The sequence below is a fragment of the Nocardia sp. NPDC051030 genome (assembly GCF_040683015.1).
Lineage (GTDB): Bacteria > Actinomycetota > Actinomycetes > Mycobacteriales > Mycobacteriaceae > Nocardia.
Genome location: NZ_JBFBCD010000001.1, coordinates 975,719 through 994,820 on the forward strand (window position 1 = coordinate 975,719; position 19,102 = coordinate 994,820).

21 protein-coding genes are annotated in these 19,102 nt (G+C 67.4%); 7 read left to right on the forward strand and 14 right to left on the reverse strand.

Translation table 11 applies throughout. The features are described 5' to 3' along the window. Positions 1–21: 21 nt before the first annotated feature. The 3 genes from AB0N05_RS04195 to AB0N05_RS04205 all read right to left on the reverse strand — a co-directional run bounded on the left by AB0N05_RS04195 (position 22) and on the right by AB0N05_RS04205 (position 2,775). Positions 22–1,410 carry a glutamyl-tRNA reductase gene (locus tag AB0N05_RS04195; protein ID WP_364687285.1) on the reverse strand — a complete coding sequence of 463 codons (1,389 nt, stop codon included), beginning with the start codon at positions 1,408–1,410 and terminating at the stop codon, positions 22–24. Beyond that, positions 1,407–2,240 carry a redox-sensing transcriptional repressor Rex gene (locus tag AB0N05_RS04200; protein ID WP_364687287.1) on the reverse strand — a complete coding sequence of 278 codons (834 nt, stop codon included), beginning with the start codon at positions 2,238–2,240 and terminating at the stop codon, positions 1,407–1,409. Before AB0N05_RS04200 ends, AB0N05_RS04195 begins: the two co-directional genes overlap by 4 nt. Positions 2,241–2,514: 274 nt before the next feature. Next, positions 2,515–2,775 carry a glutaredoxin family protein gene (locus AB0N05_RS04205; protein WP_364687289.1) on the reverse strand — a complete coding sequence of 87 codons (261 nt, stop codon included), beginning with the start codon at positions 2,773–2,775 and terminating at the stop codon, positions 2,515–2,517. Between the two features lie 192 nt (positions 2,776–2,967). Here AB0N05_RS04205 and AB0N05_RS04210 point away from each other — a divergent pair, with 192 nt between their 5' ends. After that, positions 2,968–3,915: an HAD-IB family hydrolase gene (locus AB0N05_RS04210; RefSeq protein ID WP_364687481.1), complete on the forward strand. Its 948-nt coding sequence runs from the start codon at positions 2,968–2,970 to the stop codon at positions 3,913–3,915. A 79-nt stretch (positions 3,916–3,994) separates the two neighbouring features. Here the strand turns inward: AB0N05_RS04210 and AB0N05_RS04215 are convergent, their stop codons facing one another. The 9 genes from AB0N05_RS04215 to AB0N05_RS04255 form a co-directional block, all read right to left on the reverse strand. Continuing rightward, the gene (locus AB0N05_RS04215; protein ID WP_364687291.1) at positions 3,995–5,008 is read right to left on the reverse strand and encodes a lysophospholipid acyltransferase family protein; all 1,014 of its coding nucleotides are present in this window, start codon (positions 5,006–5,008) and stop codon (positions 3,995–3,997) included. Beyond that, the gene (locus AB0N05_RS04220) at positions 5,005–6,036 is read right to left on the reverse strand and encodes an NAD-dependent epimerase/dehydratase family protein (protein WP_364687483.1); all 1,032 of its coding nucleotides are present in this window, start codon (positions 6,034–6,036) and stop codon (positions 5,005–5,007) included. The genes AB0N05_RS04215 and AB0N05_RS04220 overlap by 4 nt, the downstream gene beginning before the upstream one ends. 232 nt (positions 6,037–6,268) lie before the next feature. Then, a complete protein-coding gene (locus AB0N05_RS04225; RefSeq protein ID WP_003402602.1) occupies positions 6,269–6,370 on the reverse strand; it encodes an AURKAIP1/COX24 domain-containing protein in 102 nt (33 codons plus the stop codon). A 184-nt stretch (positions 6,371–6,554) separates the two neighbouring features. Further along, the gene (locus AB0N05_RS04230; RefSeq protein WP_364687485.1) at positions 6,555–6,797 is read right to left on the reverse strand and encodes a helix-turn-helix domain-containing protein; all 243 of its coding nucleotides are present in this window, start codon (positions 6,795–6,797) and stop codon (positions 6,555–6,557) included. Positions 6,798–7,133: 336 nt separating this feature from the next. Then, complete coding sequence (proC, locus tag AB0N05_RS04235) at positions 7,134–7,955, reverse strand: pyrroline-5-carboxylate reductase (protein WP_364687294.1); 822 nt, start codon at positions 7,953–7,955, stop codon at positions 7,134–7,136. Between the two features lie 108 nt (positions 7,956–8,063). Beyond that, entirely contained in the window at positions 8,064–8,978 is a 915-nt protein-coding gene (locus AB0N05_RS04240; protein WP_364687296.1) for a thioesterase family protein, read from the reverse strand. 141 nt (positions 8,979–9,119) lie between these two features. Then, positions 9,120–10,052, reverse strand: coding sequence for a sugar phosphate isomerase/epimerase (locus AB0N05_RS04245; RefSeq protein WP_364687298.1), 933 nt, complete (start codon positions 10,050–10,052; stop codon positions 9,120–9,122). Between the two features lie 16 nt (positions 10,053–10,068). Next, entirely contained in the window at positions 10,069–11,919 is a 1,851-nt protein-coding gene (locus AB0N05_RS04250; protein WP_364687300.1) for a hypothetical protein, read from the reverse strand. Further along, entirely contained in the window at positions 11,916–12,908 is a 993-nt protein-coding gene (locus AB0N05_RS04255; protein ID WP_364687302.1) for a Ppx/GppA phosphatase family protein, read from the reverse strand. Before AB0N05_RS04255 ends, AB0N05_RS04250 begins: the two co-directional genes overlap by 4 nt. A gap of 119 nt (positions 12,909–13,027) precedes the next feature. Between AB0N05_RS04255 and AB0N05_RS04260 the strand changes: the two genes are divergently transcribed. From AB0N05_RS04260 to AB0N05_RS04285, 6 genes are all read left to right on the forward strand, one after another. Next, positions 13,028–13,894: a hypothetical protein gene (locus AB0N05_RS04260; RefSeq protein ID WP_364687486.1), complete on the forward strand. Its 867-nt coding sequence runs from the start codon at positions 13,028–13,030 to the stop codon at positions 13,892–13,894. A gap of 104 nt (positions 13,895–13,998) precedes the next feature. Then, positions 13,999–14,589, forward strand: a complete 591-nt coding sequence (locus AB0N05_RS04265) for a hypothetical protein (RefSeq protein WP_364687304.1) — start codon at positions 13,999–14,001, stop codon at positions 14,587–14,589. Positions 14,590–14,618: 29 nt separating this feature from the next. Further along, positions 14,619–15,155, forward strand: coding sequence for a hypothetical protein (locus tag AB0N05_RS04270; RefSeq protein WP_364687306.1), 537 nt, complete (start codon positions 14,619–14,621; stop codon positions 15,153–15,155). A 108-nt stretch (positions 15,156–15,263) separates the two neighbouring features. Further along, complete coding sequence (locus AB0N05_RS04275; protein WP_364687308.1) at positions 15,264–15,725, forward strand: hypothetical protein; 462 nt, start codon at positions 15,264–15,266, stop codon at positions 15,723–15,725. A gap of 13 nt (positions 15,726–15,738) precedes the next feature. After that, positions 15,739–16,194, forward strand: coding sequence for a hypothetical protein (locus AB0N05_RS04280; RefSeq protein WP_364687310.1), 456 nt, complete (start codon positions 15,739–15,741; stop codon positions 16,192–16,194). A gap of 222 nt (positions 16,195–16,416) precedes the next feature. Beyond that, positions 16,417–16,770, forward strand: a complete 354-nt coding sequence (locus AB0N05_RS04285) for a hypothetical protein (protein WP_364687312.1) — start codon at positions 16,417–16,419, stop codon at positions 16,768–16,770. A gap of 212 nt (positions 16,771–16,982) precedes the next feature. Here AB0N05_RS04285 and AB0N05_RS04290 read toward each other — a convergent pair whose 3' ends face one another. Next, positions 16,983–17,672 (reverse strand): response regulator transcription factor, encoded by a 690-nt coding sequence (locus AB0N05_RS04290; protein ID WP_364687314.1) that lies wholly within the window; start codon positions 17,670–17,672, stop codon positions 16,983–16,985. Beyond that, positions 17,669–18,916, reverse strand: a complete 1,248-nt coding sequence (locus AB0N05_RS04295; RefSeq protein ID WP_364687316.1) for an ATP-binding protein — start codon at positions 18,914–18,916, stop codon at positions 17,669–17,671. The genes AB0N05_RS04290 and AB0N05_RS04295 overlap by 4 nt, the downstream gene beginning before the upstream one ends. Positions 18,917–19,102 lie beyond the last annotated feature (186 nt).

Genomic DNA, 19,102 nt, shown 5'->3' on the forward strand with positions numbered 1-19,102 from the left:
TTTCCTGCACCATCGCTCCGGTCATGCGGTATGCCCCTGTTCGTCCCCCGGGTGGGCGGCGGTGAAATCGTCGGCCATTTCGCCACGGCGCGCGGCGATCTCCATGGGCGCGGCAACCGCTTGTGCCGCACCGGGTTTCAGTTCGAACAGCTCACGCAATGCCTCGGCGTAGCTGTCACCGCCGGGCGTGGAGGCCAGCTGCTTCACGCGCACGGTCGGCGCGTGCAGCAGTTTGTCCACGACGCGGCGCACGGTGCGGGCGACCTCCTCGCGCTGGGTGGTGTCCAGCCCGGGTAGTCGCGAATCCAGTCGCAGCAGTTCGCCCTCGACCACGTCGGCGGCCATCTGCCGCAGCGCGGCGACGGTCGGGGTGACCTCGGCCATGCGCTGTCCGGCAAGGTATTTGGTGAGTTCCTCGGCGACGATGGTGCGCGCGGCGTTCGTATCGTCGGCGGCCGCGCCGGCCGACGGATCGCGCTGCAGCGTCTCCATATCGATGACGGTGACCCCGGGTAGTCCGGCGACGGCGTGCTCCACATCGCGCGGCAGCCCCAGATCGCAGATCACCAGCTGATCGGTGGCCCGTTCGGCGTTCAGCGCCCGGTGCACATCGGCGATGCTCACCACAGTGCCGACCGCCCCGGTACAGGTCACGACGACCTCGGCGGCGGCCATGGCCTCGGCCAGCCGGGAGATCTCGACCGCCTCGGCCGCGACACCGTGCATGGTGGTGGCCGTATTGGCAAGCCGCTCGGCCCGCTCCAGTGTCCGGTTGACCAGCAGAATCTTGGCGACCCCGGCCCGCGCCAGCTGCGCCACCGCGAGCCCGCCCATGGCACCCGCGCCCAGCACCAGCGCGGTGCGCCCGGTCAGCGGACCCAGCACCTGTCGCGCCCGATCCAGGGCCACCGACACCACCGACGCGCCCGCGCGGTCGATTCCGGTCTCGGAGTGCACCCGCTTGCCGACCCGCAAAGCGTTCTGCGCCAGCTCATGCAGCGTGCGCCCGGCGGCCTGCTGACCGTCGGCGGCGGCATAGGCGGCGCGGATCTGGCTGAGCACCTGCTGCTCGCCCACCACCATGGAATCCAGCCCGGAGGCGACGGCGAACAAATGCTCGGCCGCGGCCTCGGCGTAGCGGACGTAGGCGTATTTGGTCAGTTCGGGCAGCGGCAGCCCGGAATGCTTGGTCAGCATTTCGCTGATCTCGCCGAGCGCGGGGTGGAAGGCATCGACCACCGCGTAGATCTCCACGCGATTGCAGGTGGAGACGATCATCGCCTCGGACACGTGGGTCGAGGCCAGCATGAGTTCGGTCAGCTTGGGCCGGTCGTGCTCGGTGATCGCGATCTTCTCGAGCACCGGAACCGGTGCACTCCGATGCGAGATCCCGACGAGAAGCACACTCATGGCTGGACCACCGCTCCCTTGCTGCTGGTCTGAATGGGCGCCACCCGCCGGATCGGCGTCGACACCACGCTCATCGTCTCGCCGGACCCGTTCGAACAGGCGGCAGCGGTGACGGCGAAGTCATTGGGCACAGTGGCGGCCAGTTCCGCATTGCGGGCCCGCTCGAAGGACAGCAATTGCATCTCCACCGCGAGATCCACGCGCCGCACCTCCACATGCGGCGGGGCCTCCAGCGCGACGGGCGAGAAGCTGAGCACGCACTGCACCCCGGCGGCCACCAGCAGATCGCACACACTCTGCGCGGCCGCGTCCGGTGTGGTGATGACCGCGATGGTCGGCTCCAATGCCGCCACCGCATCGGTCAATTCGGCCACATCCCGCACGACGAGGCGGTTGGTTCCGGCGGTGATCACGGTGCCGATGACGGCCGGATCATTGTCGAACATGCCGACCATGGCGAACCCGCGGCGGCGGAACCCGCCGTAACCGACCAGCGCCCGGCCCAGATTGCCCGCGCCGACCAGCACCACCCGATGCCCCTCGGAGAGCCCGAGCACATCCTCGATGCGGTCGCGCAGCTTGATCACGTCATAGCCGACGCCGCGAACTCCATTGGGCCCGAGGAACGAAAGATCCTTGCGCAACTTCGCGGAACCGACACCCGCCGCGACAGCCAGTTCTTCACTCGATACGATGGCTACACCGTCGTCGGCGAGAACCGCGAGGACCCGAAGATACGTAGCCAGTCGGGCCACCGTGGCCTGCGGGATGTCCTTCTGCAGAGCCCTGCCGGAGACGCCACTTTGCGGCGCCTCATGCTGCTCTGTCACGTCGCTTGCGCTCCTCGTCCGGCCGGGGGTGAGTGTCCGGGTTCTTTTGTCGACCCGACGCCGGGAGACCGTCGCAGGGCGGTCCTACAGGCGAGGTCGAGTCAGGGTTCAGGGGGTCGCTTCCGCTGCCCGAGAAGGCGCGTTGCGTGCCACCACCGTAACCGCTTGTGAACCCATGCACAAAGTCGGTGAATTCAGTCACTTTGCGGCGGGCTCCGGCCCCGGGATCATTCAACCCTGATCGGGTCGAACCCGCTACGCAACGCGCCGGTAATCAACGGGCCAGGTCCAGCCGCAATCGCGGCTCGTCGACGTCGAAATAGCTGTGCTCACGGCCGTCCAGCAGAACCACCGGGAGCCGGTCCCCATATTCCGCGCGCAGGCCCGGATCGGTCGCCGCGGCCGCGTCCACATCGGCGATCTCGACCTCGATCCCGAAATCCGCGCAGATCGGCCGCAATTGCTCCAGTGCCACCGCGCACAGACCGCAGCCATTGCGGGTCAGCAGTGTCACCGTATGGGCTCGATCACTCATTCGATCACTCATGGGCACCATTCAACTCTCCGTTATGTCGTTCACCGTCTACGTACCGGTCACCGGGGGGCGTTACTGTTGACTTGTTCGTGCTAACAGGCGGAGGTACGCGTGCCGGAACGATCGAAAGAGGCGAGGACGGGTTTGATCGCGGGCCGATTCGGTGAATTTCCGGCGCGCTGGGCGGAAGGTCTGCAAGACCAGTTCACCCGGATCACACGCAGCCCGTTCGGACCCAGCGAGGAAGAGGTCCGCGCCAACCTGGCCGGTGAGGCCAGCGCCGACGCCGCCCTCGCCTTACACGATGCCGAACTCGCCCTCTACGAGAGCGACGACGGCACCCCCACGCCCGCCGCGCCGCGCGATCTCACCGCGGCCGCGTTCTTCGACGTGGACAACACCATGGTGCAGGGCGCGTCCATCGTGCACTTCGCCCGCGGCCTGGCCGCGCGCAAGTACTTCAACACCTCCGACCTCGTCGATATGGCCTGGAAGCAGGTCAAATTCCGGGTCACCGGCAAGGAGAGCCTCGACGACGTGGCCAGCGGCAAGGAGAAGGCGCTGTCCTTCATCGCCGGGCGCCCCACCGCCGAACTGGCCGCCCTCGGCGAGGAGATCTACGACGAGATCATCGCCGACAAGATCTGGCCCGGCACCCGCGCGCTCGCGCAGATGCATCTGGACGCCGGTCAGCAGGTCTGGCTGGTCACCGCCACCCCCGTGGAGCTGGCGCAGGTCATCGCGAAACGCCTGGGCCTCACCGGCGCCCTCGGCACGGTCGCGGAGAGCCACGACGGCGTCTTCACCGGCCGCCTGGTCGGCGACATCCTGCACGGCCTGGGCAAGGCCCACGCGGTCCGCACGCTCGCCATTCGCGAGGGCTTGAACCTCAAGCGCTGCACCGCCTATTCGGACAGCCACAATGACGTTCCGATGCTCTCACTGACCGGCACCGCCGTGGCCATCAACCCGGACGCGGACCTACGCGAGCTCGCCAAGAACCGCGGCTGGGAGATTCGCGACTTCCGCACCGGCCGCAAGGCCGCGAAAGTCGGTGTGCCGACGGCACTCGCGCTGGGCGCGGCCGGAGGCGCCGCCGCCGCGGTGATCTCTCGTCGCCGCGACGCCAAGGCGAGCTGACCCCGCCAAAAGGTCGACTTCTCCATGAGTGTGGCCCGGTCCGATTGGACCGGGCCACACTCATTTCTGTTCGAAAATACTAGCCGGTGAACGGATTACGCCGTTTTGTCAGGTTCTTGTACAGCGTCCCCTGAATGGTTTCGCGCACCTGATCGGTGATCTCGAACAACGTCATCGGATCGTCGGCGTCCGAGGGCTCGTAGCCACTGGTCGAAATCGGCTCCCCGAATTCGATATGCCACTTGGACGGGAACGGAATCGCGCCCAGCGGGCCCAGATGCGGGAACATCGGCGTCACCGGGAAATACGGGATGCCGAGCAGCCGCGCCAAGGGCTTCAGATCGGCGATCTTCGGGTAGATCTCCTCCGAGCCCACGATCGACACCGGGATGATCGGCACACCCGTGCGCACCGCCGCCGACACGAAACCGCCACGCCCGAAACGCTGCAACTTGTACCGGTCCGAATACGGCTTCCCGATGCCCTTGTAGCCCTCGGGGAACACGCCCGCGACTTCGCCCGCGCGCAACAGCCTTTCGGCGTCCGCCGGGCACGCCAGGGTGTGCCCCGCCTTGCGTGCGAGCCCGCCGACAAGCGGCATCTCGAAGAGGAGATCCGCCGCGAGCAGCCGCAGCGCCCGCTGCTTGGGATGGCGGTCGTGCACGGCGAGCTGGAGCATCAGCCCATCCAGCGGCACGGTGCCCGCATGGTTCGAGACCAGGAGCGCGCCACCCGCCTCGGGGATGTTCTCGATGCCGGTGACCTCGGTCCGGAACCACAGCTCCGACATGGGCCGCAGCATCGGCAGGATCACCGATTCGAGCAGGTGTTCGTCCAGGCCGAACTCGTCGACCTGATAGTCACCGGTCAGGCGGCGGCGCGCGAAATCCGCGGTGCGGCCGACCCCTTCGACCACGGCTCCGCGGATCAGCTCACCGAACGACTTCGGCTGCCGGGCTTCGGTTTCGGCGAGCCGGTCGGTCAGCGAGGTCACCGGGGTGAGGGCCGGTTCGCCCGGCCAGACCCGCGACGGCCGGTGTCGCGCCTCGAAGTCCACGTCGTGAAGTCGAATGACCTTCGCTACGTCGTTCATTGGTGTGCTCCCGTCCCGGCCCCGAGCAGGCCGAGAAGTTTGTGTTCGGCGGCGTCGATCCAGCGGGGATCGATCACGGGCCGCAACGCTGCGCCCCCTATGAAATCGTCGAATGCCTGCACCGTGGTCCAGCGCGGTTCGAATCCGAGTTCGGTGCGCATCCGGGTGGTGTCCAGACCGCAGCCGAAATGAAAATAATCCATCTGTTCAGCGGTGAACTCCCGCATCACCGGGCCCATCACCGTGCGCCCGATGGTGCGGAAAACCGCGTAAGGGACCGGCATTTCGATCCGGCCGGCCCGGCGGATCGCCTGCGACAGCGCCATCGCGCCATCACCGGCCACATTGAATGTTCCCCCCGGTGCCGTCATCGCGCCATGGGTGAGCGCGGCGATGGCGTCTTCCTCGTGCAATAACTGCATGCGCGGATCGCGGCCCAGGATGGTGGGCACGATCGGCGAACGGAAATACTGCACACCGCGATTCGCCAGTTGCGGTCCCACGATCGGCGGGAAACGCAATATCGCGGCCGAGATATCGGGACGACGCCGCGCGAGCCCGCGCACGAATCCCTCCACCTCGATCATGTCCCGCGCGAACCAACCGCGCGGCGGAGTGCGCGCACTCATTTCCTCGGTGAATTTCACCGGATCCTTGGCACTGCACCCGTACACGGCGGACGACGACCGCACCACCACGCGGCGCACGCTGGAAGCCTTGCGGCACACCGCGAACAACTGCATGGCCCCCAGCACGTTCATATCCTTCATGGCGGGGCGCCCACCACCGGAAGGCGGGCGCGACAGCGCCGCGGGATGCACCACCGTATCCACCTGATTTCCGTCGATTACCTTGCGAATCAACGGATTTCGAATATCTGCGCGAATGAACTCGGCCCGCCCCATGCGGCGCAGCAGTTCCCGGCTCGGCTGTTTGGCATCCACCGCGATGATCCGTTCGACGGCAGGGTCGGCCGCCAGACGGGCCACCACATTGCCTCCGAAGTACCGGCTCGCGCCGGTCACCATCACAACCTTGGGCGCCTGCCCGTCCCGGGTGCCTGATCCCACCGCACCGGTTCCCACTCGCAGCCCCCATTCTGTTTTTCCCGCGGTCTCAGGGTAACCGGGTCAAGGGGGGCAGCCGAAGACTATTAACCAGGATCTAACGATGAGTTCTGTCACCCGTAGTAAAGCGAAAGCCCGCCACCTGAGGTGGCGGGCTTCAGCTACGACGTAGCGCCTGACTACGAAGCAGCGCTTACTTGCCGAGTTTTCTACGCTGAACGCGTGTGCGGCGAAGCAGCTTGCGGTGCTTCTTCTTCGACATGCGCTTACGGCGCTTCTTGATCACAGAACCCATAGGGTTTCCTCGCGTTCTCTCGGCGGGTCACCCCCGCGTCCGCGGGGAGCATGCTTACGACCCTGCACAGTCCTAACCCGATACAGGCCGGTATGGACCCGACGGCACCAACCGGCACGTACAGGATGCCGGTCCATGCTACCGGGCCACTATCCGGCGAACGAAACGGGTGGTACTGCGCCCGCTACCCCGCGTCGAAGTAGGACGTTTCCAGGTAGTCGTGCACCGCCTTGGCATGCACTCGGAAGGAGCGACCGACCCGCACCGCGGGCAGCTCTCCCGAATGCACCAGCCGGTACACCGTCATTTTGGATACCCGCATCAAATTTGCCACTTCGGCGACGGTGAGGAACTGGGTACCTCCGCCGATGACAGAACTCGCGCTGATGGGGGTGTTCGCGGACCTCGCTTGACTGTTTCCAGACATCATTGCGCCACTGACCTCCGGCACGTCCGCGCCGCCGGCTTCCCCACCGGCGGAACAGACACGCACGTGCTCCTTGAAGCTTAGCGGGACCAGTGGGATTGCTGCGACGGGTGTGAGAAATCAGCCTTTGCTGTGGCGAGTCGGACCCCCGCAGCAAACTAGCAACCGCGCTCTTCCGCCTCCCCGCGACTTTTGCGCACGGCTTGAGTGCCGTGGACAAACATGTACGCGGGCGGCGGTTGGGTGCCGATCCGATTTCGGACGTCCCCGACGAGTTACCCGGATCCTCACGAGATCAGTCGTCGCCTTGGCATTACGAACCGCCGCACATCCACGTTAGTCGGCGATAGCGCCCTGTTCGGCGGAACGACGTTTTGCCGCATTCAACGCCTCGTGGAAGGCCGAACGGACCGCGCCGCGCTCCAACTCCCGCAGCGCCGCCGCGGTCGTCCCGGCGGGCGAGGTGACGGCCGCGCGCAACTCCACCGCACTCTGACCGGACTCCTCCAGCAGGGCCGCCGAACCGAGCATGGTCTGCACCACCAGCTGGGACGCCACATCCCGGGTCAGGCCCAGGCCCACCGAGGCGTCGATCATGGCCTCGACCACCAGGAAGAAGTACGCGGGGCCGGAACCCGACACCGCGGTCACCGCGTCCATCTGAGACTCGGCGACGGTCACCACCTTGCCGACCGACTCCAGCACCTCGGTCACCAGGGACAGCTGCTCCTTGCGGGCATAGCGGCCCGGGGCGATGGCGCTCATGCCCTGGCCCACCAGCATCGGGGTATTCGACATGACCCGGACCACCGGGAAACCGGCGGGCAGCTTGTTCTCCATGCGCGCGGTGGGGACACCGGCCGCGAGGGACACCAGCACCGGCTCGCGATCGCTCTCGCCGGCCTCGACCTTGGCCACCTCGGTGACGACGGCGTCCACATCGTGCGGCTTCACGGCGATCACGATGAGATCGGCACCGGTCGCGGCATCGGTGACCGAGTCGGTAGCCCGAATCCCGAAGCGCTGCGCCAGCAACTCGGCCCGCGCCGCGACCGGCTCGACCACCACCAGATCCTTGCTCGCCCGCCCGGATTCGAGCAGGCCGGCGAGCAACGCCTCACCGATCCGGCCTCCGCCGATCACCGCAATCCTCGTCATACGTAAAGGCTAGCGCCAGGCCCTCGGGGGCTTCGCCCCCGAACCCCTGCGAAAGGGGGAACCGCTGACGCGGAGTCTCGGGGGCTTCGCCCCCGAACCCCCTATTCGCTATCGCGACTGCGGGATCAAGGCCAGTTGGCGGCTCTGCGCGATTATTGCGCCGGTGGAGTCGACCACCATTTGGTCCTCGTCGAACATGCGGCCGCCTACTTCGCGGCTGACGGCGATGACGCGGAGCCAGCCGGGGGCGGGGCGGCGGCGGAGGTAGGTGGTGAGCTGGACCGTTGGGGCCCAGCCGAAGTGGCCGAGGTTCATGGGGACGGGCGGGCTCATGTCGGCGGCCATCATGGCGAAGTAGGCGGCCACGTCGGGGTCCTGCTCGTCGCCGGGGAAGGGGCGAATCCACAGGCGCAGACGGGGTTCGGAGTGCGCGCCGGTGAGGAAGGTGGCCCAGGCGGGGTCGAGCGCGACCGAAGCGCCCTGTGCCACATGGACGAGCTTGCCCATGGGGTTGGACTCGTCGTAGAAGAGGGCCTCGGCGGACGGTTCGGCGGGCATGTCCCCGGCGTGGTCGGCGGAATAGGCCGGATCCGTGTCGTCCAGGTGGCTGAACGTGAAGGCGGTGTGCACCAGGGTGCGGCCGTTCTGGATCAGGCTCGCGTCGACGAGGCAGATCTGGCGACCCAGCTTGCGGATGCGGACCTCGTATTCGACCGGGCCCGCATCGGGAGCGCCGAGGAAGTCGCTGCTCGCGGCGATCGGGAACATGGCGGCCTGCTCGGCGGAACCGCCACTGGCGGCCACCGTGCGGCGCAGCCATTCGGTGGCGGCGGCCGCGCTCCCGGCGACCATGGTGCCGCCGTGCAACTTGGGGCCGATGGTCCAGGTGGATTCGATCAGACCGGCGTAGCGGCCGATATCGGGATTGTCCGAGGGCAGCTCGGTCACGGCGCACACGCGGCTGAAGGGGGCATCGCCCACGCCGGTGGCCTGGTCGAGTTCGACGGTCAACTCCGTTGTCATCCGCGGGTGTCCTCTCGGTGCGTTTTGTACAACGTACAAGCGGACGGGCGGGGAAAAGAATCCCCTGGTGAAATGAATCACTACCAGCGGCTCAGCACTACCAACGGCTGATCACTACCAGCGGCGCTGTCGAACGGGAGATCAGCCGAGGCTGGCGCCGGTGGGCTCGGGCTGCGGAGCCGGGGTGAGGCGATTGAGGTGCTCGCGGGCGAAGGTGAGGGCGCGATGCAGCATGGCCGCGCGGTCCATGGTGGTGCGGGCCATCTGGGTATTGATCTCGATGACGGCCTGGCCGTCGAAGCCCTTGTCCAGCAAGGCCTCACACAGTTCGGCCACCGGCTGGGTGCCCTCGCCGGGGATGAGGTGCTCGTCGTGCGCCGCCCCGCGGCCGTCGGCCAGGTGCAGGTGGGTGAGGCCGGAACCCATGCGCTCGGCGAGGACCAGGGGGTCCATGCCCGCGGTCGCGGTGTGCGAGGTGTCGAGCGTGTAGTGGTTGAAGCCGACGTCCGTCGGGTCGTAGGAGGGGCTGAAGGTGGTGATGGACGGGCCGGGGCCGCCGCCGCGGCGTTCCAGGCGGCGAATGGAGCTCTCGCCGCGGAACAGCGTGTCGGCGCGCATGGGGAACATGTTCTCCACGGCCACGGCGACCGGGCTGGCGCTCTCCAATTCGGCGACCTGCTTGGCGAAGCCCTCGGCATAGCGGCGCTGCCAGCGGAACGGCGGATGCACCACCACGGTGGCCGCGCCCAGCGCCTCGGCGGTGTGCACGCTGCGGGTGAGTTTCGCGATCGGGTCCGACCCCCAGACCCGTTGCGAGATCAGCAGACACGGCGCGTGCACCGCGAGCACCGGAATCTCATATTTGTGCATGTAATGCTGCACCGTGGAAATGGACTGACTGGCCGGTTCCGCCCACACCATCAACTCGACACCGTCGTAGCCCAGTTCGGCCGCGTATCGGAATGCCGCTTCGGTGTTTTCGGGATACACGGACGCGGTGGAGAGTCCGACTCGGACTTCCCTTCGGTCCGGCCGGTTTTCGTGCGCCCCCTGCGCTTGCGCGTAATTCCCCACTGCCGCTGCTCCCTGCTCAGTTCGTACTGAGTAGAAAGGCTAGCGGTCCGAGCGTCACAAAGACGCCTACGACGACGGCAATCACAGTGCTGAAAATATCGTCGGTGCGTCGCAACACCCGAACGAGCGCGACAAGGCCCAGAATTACGATCATCGCCAGTGCGAGAGCAACCCACGGGAGCATTTCCCACATGCGCTCAAAACCCTTGAACAGCAACATTCCCGCGACTGCCGCACCGGTGCTCTGGCCCGCCAGCACCAGCCATTGGCGGCGATTCTCGTCCTCCTCCGAGCGGCGCGAGCCGCGCGCACGCGCGGGCGCCGGGCGGGACTTGTGCATGGCCTTCGTGGCCACCGCGGACAAACGCCCGACCACGGAAGTCCGGGGCTCGTCGTCGTACTCGTCGTACTCGTCGAACGGCTCGTGCAGATCGGTGAGCTGATCGTCCGGATCGGGATGCCGCGCGGCCGCGCCGCGCCGCCGCGAACCCCCGGCCCGCCGTTTGCCGCCGCTTCGCGAATCGCGTTGAGCGCGTTCATCTTCACGATCACGGGCATCACGTAGCAGATCACCGGCAACCGACTCGCCGGAGAGCATTTGCATATCTTCGTCGGCGGAGGGCCATTCGCCGTTCTGATCTCGATGGCCCGCGTACTGATCTCGCGAGGCCGGGTCGGGTTCGGACTCCGGACGTCTTCGCGCCGACCAATCGGGCAACGCGCCCTGGCGGCCGGACCGCTCGTCGCGGCGGGGCTCCGGCTGGAGATCGGCGGGAGGGGGTGGCGCGGGCTGTTGCTGCGCCTCGGCATGCCGGCGCGCCGAACGCGACATCGGCGGGGCCGCGGGCGGCGGCGGGGCGGCCTGCATCGGATCCGGCGTGGGCGACCAGGCGCGACCGGCCTCGGCGAAACGGGCGCGGGAGGCCTCGTCCAGCTGGTTACGGGAGGCTTCCGCGCGCGAGGAACCGCTCGGCTCGCGACGGCCGGGATCACCGAAGTCCGAGCGCCAGGGATTCTCGAAATTCGGTGGTGCGCCGTGATTCAGCTCCGGACGCGGCGCACTCTCGCCGCGGAAGGGCCGCACATCGGTGGTGTGGTCGTCCTCGGGATCGAAGCGGCGGCGACGCCCGCCTTCGTTTCCCTGCGGCGCGGGCGGAGGCGGAGGCGGCGAGCCGTCGAACTCGTGCAGTGCGTAGTCCGCGTCCAGGGGATCGGGCTTGCGGCGGCGACCGCTGCGCGGCTGCGCGGGCTGCCCGTTGAGATCCGAGAGCGGGTCGGGCGCATGGCCGTTGAGGGGGGCCGCATGGCCGTTCGCGGCACGGCGACCGCTGGCCGGCGGGGATTCGGCGGGCGGCCAGTCCAGGCCACCGAACCGGTCGTACCCCGACGGCTCGGGTAGGGACGGGGCCGCGGGCGCGGGGCGCTCCGGATCGTAGAACGCGATCGGCCCGGAGAGCGGGGAGTACGAGGGCTCCGGATCGGGTACGGAGTAGGAGGAGTAATCCGGCTGGGCTTGCGGCTGCGGCGCGTGAGTATCCGGTTGCGCGGCATAGGGATCGGAAGAATGTGAGGAATAGTCCGAGTAATCCGGAAAGTTCGAGTAATCAGAATTATTCGAGAAGTTCGAAAAGTTTGAATAGTCCGATTCGGCGGGAGCAGGCTCGGGTACGGGCTCGGCGTGATCCGGTTCCGGCGCGGCGTGAGCCGATCCTCCCGGCACCACCGGAATATCTCCGGTGAGATCCGCGACGGAAATGCCGCGCCCACTTCGCCTTCTACGCCCACCACCGCCACCGGCGGGCGCACCTTGCTGCCCATTTCGTGCCAATAGTTCGGCAACGGACAGCTGACTTGCATCCTCGGTCATCGAGACACCGTTTCGATCGGGCCCGACAGGCCGCCGTTCGGGCCGCCGGCTATCGGTTCGCTATCCAGGTCGGTATCCAGTTTTCGCAAGATCAATCCCTCTCGCAGTGCCCAGGGACATATTTCCAGCGTATCCAGCGACAGAGCCCGCATACTCGCCTCCGCGACCAGCGCACCGGCCACCAACTGCTGTGACCGATCAGAACTTACGCCTTCCAATTCTGCACGGTCGGCGGCCGTCATTCGAGATATGAACGCAATCAACTGCCGCAGGCCGGAACTGGTGAGGGTACGCCGCACCCGGGGGCCCGCGGCCGAGGGGGCCGCACCGGTCAATCGGGCCAGCGAGCGGAAGGTCTTGGAGGTGCCCACCGCCAGATCCGGGCGACCCACCTCGAGCAGCTGTTTCGACGGCAGCACCAGCTCCGCGTCGAGCCAATCGCGCAGCACCGCCACCCGGCGCTTGCCCGGCGGATCGTGCCGCAGCCAGTCCCGGGTGAGCCGGCCCGCGCCCAATTGCAGCGAGAGCGCCAGATCCGGATCCTCGTCCGCGCCATTGCTCATCTCGAGCGAACCGCCGCCGATGTCCAGATTGAGAATGCGCCCGGCGCTCCAGCCGTACCAGCGGCGTACCGCCAGAAAGGTGCTCCGGGACTCGTCCGCACCGGTGAGCACCTTCAGGTTCACGCCGGTCTGCTGGCGCACCCGCGTCAAGACCTCTTCGGAATTGGTGGCCTCGCGCACCGCGGAGGTGGCGAACGCCATCAGCTCCGCGCATCCCGAAGTTTTTGCGATGCTCGCGAATTCACCGACCGTCTCGATCAGCCGCGCGGAGCCCGCCGGCGTGATTCGTCCCTGGTCATCGAGGCTCTCCGAAAGCCGCAGGGTGGCCTTCGTAGAACTCATCGGCATCGGGTGTCCACCGCGATGCGCGTCCACCACGAGCAGGTGGACGGTATTGCTTCCCACATCCAGTACACCGAGCCGCACAAGAACACGGTACTGGGTGCGTCACGACTTATGGCCAGGCGACTGAGCTGTTAGCGTTCCGCGGTGTGACGGCAGGTGCATCCGCGAGTAGTCCCACCGGGCTCCGACCAGCGGCGAAGATCGACCCGGCTCCCGAAGTCGAACTCGACTTCCCCCGGGAGTGGATCGAGTTCGTCGATCCAGCTAATGACGAGCATCTGATCGCGGCCGATCTGACCTGGCTTTTGTCCCGCTGGACCTGCGTGTTCGGCACCCCGGCCTGCCAGGGCATCATCGACGGCCGCGAGAACGACGGCTGCTGCTCGCACGGCGCTTTCCTCTCCGATGAGGAGGACGGCAAGAAGCTGAACCGGGCTGTGAAAATGCTCACACCCGAGGACTGGCAGCTCATGGACCTGGCCGTGGACGACAAGGGCAAGGTCCGCAAGAAGCTGTACCTGGAAGAGGACGATCTCGACGACGAACCGGCATTGCGCACCCGGCGCGTCGACGGCGCGTGCATCTTCCTGAACCGGCCCGGCTTCGAGAACGGCATCGGCTGCGCGCTGCACTCCATGGCCCTGCGCAAGGGTCTGGAACCGCTCACCGTCAAGCCCGAGGTGTGTTGGCAGCTGCCCATCCGCCGCACCCAGGAATGGGTGGACCGGCCCGATGGGGTGGAGATCCTCAAGACCTTCATCACCGAATACGATCGCCGCGGCTGGGGTCCGGGCGGCCTCGACCTGAACTGGTACTGCACCGGCTCGCCGGACGCGCATGTCGGCACCCGGCCGGTGTGGCAGGCGTACGCGCCGGAGCTGATCGAACTGATCGGCCAGCCCGCCTACGACGAACTGGCGCAGCACTGCCGTCGCCGGGAGGGCCTGGGCATCGTGGCCGTGCATCCCGCGACCAAGATCGCGCAAGAGAAGGCCGAGGCGGAAGCGGCGCAGGCGAAGACCTCGCAGAAGGCTGCCACGAAGGCTCCGGCGGCGAAGAAGCCCTAGTAACTTCCTGCGCGGTAACTTTCTGAAACTCGAGAATTTCAGACTGCTGCTCACTTACTGTGCGTCAGACCCATCCCCTCATGGGTCGCAGCACAGGAGAACACATGAGCATCACCCCGCCCAGGCGGCGCCATCTCGGCCTCGGCATCGCCGGGCTGGCCGCCGCGACGGGCGTCGTCGCGGTCCTCGCGGCACCCTCGGCGCAGGCCACCGTGGACCAGATCGCGGTCTCGGGCTCCGACTACAAGGTCGGCAGCACCTACACCCTCAGCGCCGATCTCAGCGGCGCGTCCATCGGCCTGCTCGTCTACTGGAACGACAACGGCACCAGCCTCTCCCCCGCCGGGAAGGTGCCGTGGCCGCCCGGGCACGCCAGCCTCGACTGGACCCCGAAAACCGCTGGGCAGCACGTGCTCACGGCCTCGCAGGGCTCCAGCACCAAGTCGGTCGTGGTGAATGTGAGTGACGGGACCACCCCGCCCACCACCACGGTCCCGCCGACGATCGAGCCGCCGACCACCACGGCTCCCCCGACCACGGCTCCCCCGACCACCACCGAGCCGCCCGTCACCACGACGCCGCCCACGACCGTTCCCGCGACCACCAACCCGCCCGTCACCACCACTCCGCCGATCACCACCAAGCCGAGTGGCGGCTCGGGCAGCGCCGACGGCCTGCTGCCGTTCGGCCTCTGATCTCGCAATACCGCAGCACAGGAGAACCCATGCGTATCACCACAGCCGGCCGCCGGATCGGCGCGGGCATCGCCGGACTGACCGTCGCGAGCGCGACCGCCGTGGCCATCGCCATATCGCCCACGGCGAGCGCCACCGTCGACACGGTCACCATCTCGAGTTCCGACGTCAAGGTCGGCGGGTCGTACACGCTGCACGCGGCACTGAGCGGTGCGTCGGTGGGCCTGCTCGTCTACTGGAGCGATAACGGCGAAACCCTCACTCCCGCAGGCAAGGTGCCGTGGCCTCCGGGTGAGGGCAGCCTCGACTGGACCCCGAAAACCGCTGGGCAGCACGTGCTCACGGCCTCGCAAGGCAGCAGCACCAACACGATCATCGTGAACGTGACCGACGGGACCACCCCGCCGACCACCACGACACCACCCACCACACCGCCGACCACCAACCCCACCACCACGCCTCCGACGACCACCACGCCGGGCGGCGGTAGCAGCGGGTCGGGCAGCAGCGGTTCGGGTAGCGGTAGCGCGGGCAAGATTCTGGGCGGACTGCTCGGCAGCAGCTAGCGGCTGCGAAAGGGACTCGCGGGCAGTGCGAGTCGGGTATGGCGAGATTTCCCAGGGACTCGCCGTACCCACTGAAACCAAGCGGACGCTTGCTTGATAGGAGAACCAATGCGCAACACCCACTCGCGGACCACCGCGCGCCGGGCGGGTGCGGGCCTCACCGGTTTCGCCGCGCTCGCGGCCGCCGCCGTGCTCACCGCCCCCTCGGCCATGGCCTCGATCGACACCCTCACGGTCGAAGGCTCCAACTACACGGTCGACAAGGAATACACGATCTCCGTGACGGTCAGCGGCGCGGCCGCCGGACTGCTCGTGTACTTCAGCGATAACGGGGACTTCATCGGCAGCCCGAAGGTGCCGTGGCCGCCCGGGCATTCCAGCATCGCGTGGACGCCCGCCAAGACCGGCAAGCACACCATCACCGTGTCGCAGGGCAGCTACAACGCCTCGACCATCGTCGATGTGCAGGCCGCGGCGATCGGTAGCGGCAGTTCCAGCTCCGGCAGCGGCTTCGGGCCCAATGGCCCGTTCGGCAGCGGCAGCAGCGGCACCACCCCGAACAACAAGTAGCAGGAGCCCGAGCATGAGCAGCATGTCCCGCCGGTTCGGTGCGGGGGTCGCGGGTGTCGCGGCCGCCGCCACCGTCGCGGTCTTCGCCGCGCCGAACGCGAACGCCACCGTCGACTCGATCACCGTGTCGAGCGCGACCGTGCAGATCAACAAGGAATACACGCTGTCCGCCGATCTCAGCGGCGCGGGCATCGGCCTGCTCGTCTATTGGACCGACAATGACGAGCGGCTGACTCCGGCGGGCAAGGTGCCCTGGCCGATCGGCAAGTCGAATCTCAGCTGGACGCCCAAGACCGCGGGGCAGCACATCATCGTGGCCTCGCAGGGCGGCAGCACCAAATCGCTCGTCCTCACCGTCACCGACCCGGCGAACCCTGGCACCCCGGGCACTCCGGGTGGCGGCGATACCGGCAGTGCGGGCAAGGGCCTGGGCGGGCTGCTCGGATCCCTCACCGGCAGCGCGGGCTAGACCCGCGCGCCCCGGATCTCCGGCCCGTCGCCGCGTCACGCGACGGGCCGGAGGTGTACGCGAGGTGAATTCCTGGCTTTCGCGCGCCGATCGAATCAGCCTGAACCGAAGGCTGTTTCGCGGACCTACCTGTGCGATGACCTCCGGGAGTGCGTAGCCGGAAGTGTGCGCGACACACTCCGGCTATTGCGGATTCACCGGAACGTGTTAGACATCCTGCCCATGATCAAGAAAACCCTCACCGTCGCGGCGCTGGCCGTCGGTGCTGTTCTCACCCTCGCCCCGCACGCGCTCGCCGATGCCTCCGATCCGGCCAAGTTCTCGGACCGTACCGCCGATTTCGTGAATTACACCGATTTCAACAGCGCGCTCGCCGCCAAGGACAGCGGCAAGCTCATCATCGTCAGCCCCTACGGCACCAGCCGGACCATCGCCTGCCGCGGCAATGGCGCGGACGTGGCCTGGTACGACTGCAAGCAGCAGGACGACCTGGGCTGGATCAACCTCCAGCAGCAGGAACTCCCGGTGGTCGGCACCGCCTGGGTCTACAGCATGACGTCGGACCCGAACGCCTAAACAGACGCGCAAGCAAGTGGTCGGGGAGAGAACAAAACGTGCCCGCTTCGGTAGCCCGAAGCGGGCACGTTCAGTTATCTGACGCGACAACTGATTTCGTAAGGTCCGGGTAACTCACCGGGTTCGTCCACATCGGTTCGGCACCCGACCGCTGCCACGCGTCGACATCGACAACGGCTCCCAGGCCGTGCGCCGAAGTCTCGGGGAGGCGGTTAAGCCTCGAGCTTGTAGCCCAGGCCTCGGACTGTGACCAGGTGTTCGGGCTTGGCCGGGTCGGCTTCGATCTTGGAGCGCAGGCGCTTGACGTGTACGTCCAGGGTCTTGGTGTCACCGACGTAGTCGGCACCCCAGACGCGGTCGATGAGCTGGCCACGGGTCAGCACGCGACCGGAGTTGCGCAGCAGGTACTCCAGGAGGTCGAACTCCTTGAGCGGCAGGGTCACCGCCTTGCCGTTCACCTGGACGGTGTGGCGGTCCACATCCATGCGGACCGGGCCCGCCTCCAGCACGCTGGTCTCGCCGCCCGCGTCGGGTTCGTCGCCGACACCGCGGCGCAGCACGGCGCGAATGCGGGCGATGAGTTCGCGCGAGGAGTACGGCTTGGTGACGTAGTCGTCCGCGCCCAATTCCAGGCCGACCACCTTGTCGATCTCGCTGTCGCGCGCGGTCACCATGATGACCGGGACGCTGCCGCGCGCACGCAGCTGCTTGCACACATCGGTGCCGCTCATGCCGGGGAGCATGAGGTCGAGCAGGACGATGTCAGCGCCGGAACGGTCGAACTCGGACAGCGCGGACGGTCCGTCACCGACCACGGTGACCTCGAACCCCTCCTTGCGAAGGAGGAACGCGAGCGGATCGGCCAGCGACTCCTCGTCCTCGACGATCAGCACACTCGTCATCGGGTTGCCTCCACACCGTTGGTTCTGGCCCGCCCGAGGGGGCGCGTGCCGTTTTCCTTCTTGCCCGCCGGATTGCCGGTGGGAAGTCTCTTGTCCGCGCCGCTCGGGTCGGCGGGGTGGGACGGGATCCGCAAGGTGAATGTGGATCCGGTGCCCAGCTTGCTCCACAGGGTGACCTCACCATTGTGGTTGGCGGCTACATGCTTGACGATAGCCAGCCCGAGCCCGGTACCGCCGGTGGCGCGCGAGCGCGCCTTGTCGGCCCGGAAGAATCGTTCGAAGACGCGTTCCTGGTCTTCCTTGCCGATGCCGATGCCGCGATCGGTGACGGCGATATTCACATAGCCGCCGCGCAGGGCCCGGCTCACCGAGACCTGCGAACCGCGCGGCGAGTACGCGATGGCGTTCTCCACCAGGTTCGACAGGGCGGTCACCAGCAGGGTCTGATCGCCGATCACCTCGAGGCCGCTATTGGAATCGGTGCTCACCGTGATTCCGGCGGCCTCGGCGACATTGCGGGAACGCTCGATGGCCTGGGTGACCACGGTGTCGACGGAGACGGCGTCCAACTCCGGCAGCTTCTCCGCGCCCTGGAGGCGGGACAGCGCGATCAGCTCGGTCACCATCTTGCCCATGCGGCGGGCCTCGCCGTGCAGGCGTTCACCGAAGTGCCGCACCGAATCCGCGTCGTCGGCCGATTCCAGCAATGCCTCAGCCAATAGGCTCATGGCGCTGACCGGAGTCTTCAGCTCATGGCTCACATTGGCGACGAAGTCGCGGCGGGTGGCCTCCATGCGGGCCTGCTCGGAATCGTCGTCGGCGAAAAGAACCACGAAGTTCGGATTCTCCTGCGACAGCGGGCGAGCAACACCTCGGACAGCGAGCCGGGCACGCCCGGGCATGGGGATTTTGGCGGTGAGCTCGAAATCCACGTCCTGGCCGTCGGACAGCACCTGCTGGACCGCGGCCCAGGCGCGTTCGTCCAGCAGCCGATCATGGACCACGCCGAGCTCCTCGGCCCGCGGATTCACCAGCACCACGTCGCGATACTTGTCGACCACCGCGATGCCGCTCTCCGAGGCCAGCACGATCAGGTCCAGCACCTGCGACATGGTCAGCCCGGAGTCCGCGGCGACCCGCCGCCGTTCCTGCCGGGCATTCACATAGGGAAGGAGCAATCCACCGACGGCCAGTCCGACTACGGCCGCCAGGACTGCCAAAAGCACGGCCTGTGGAACGCTCACACTTTGAATCGTACGGTCGCCCGCGCGGGGTCTGACCCCGGGTGCGGGAAGTTTCACGCAGGTCACAGGCACTTCGGCGGTCGTTGGCCGGGCGTTCACGCATTGTTCGCACAGCGTGTCGTATGGCGCGACCACATATTCCGCCCTCGGGGTGTAGGTCACCGAGTGAAGCGTGAGCGCTTCTCT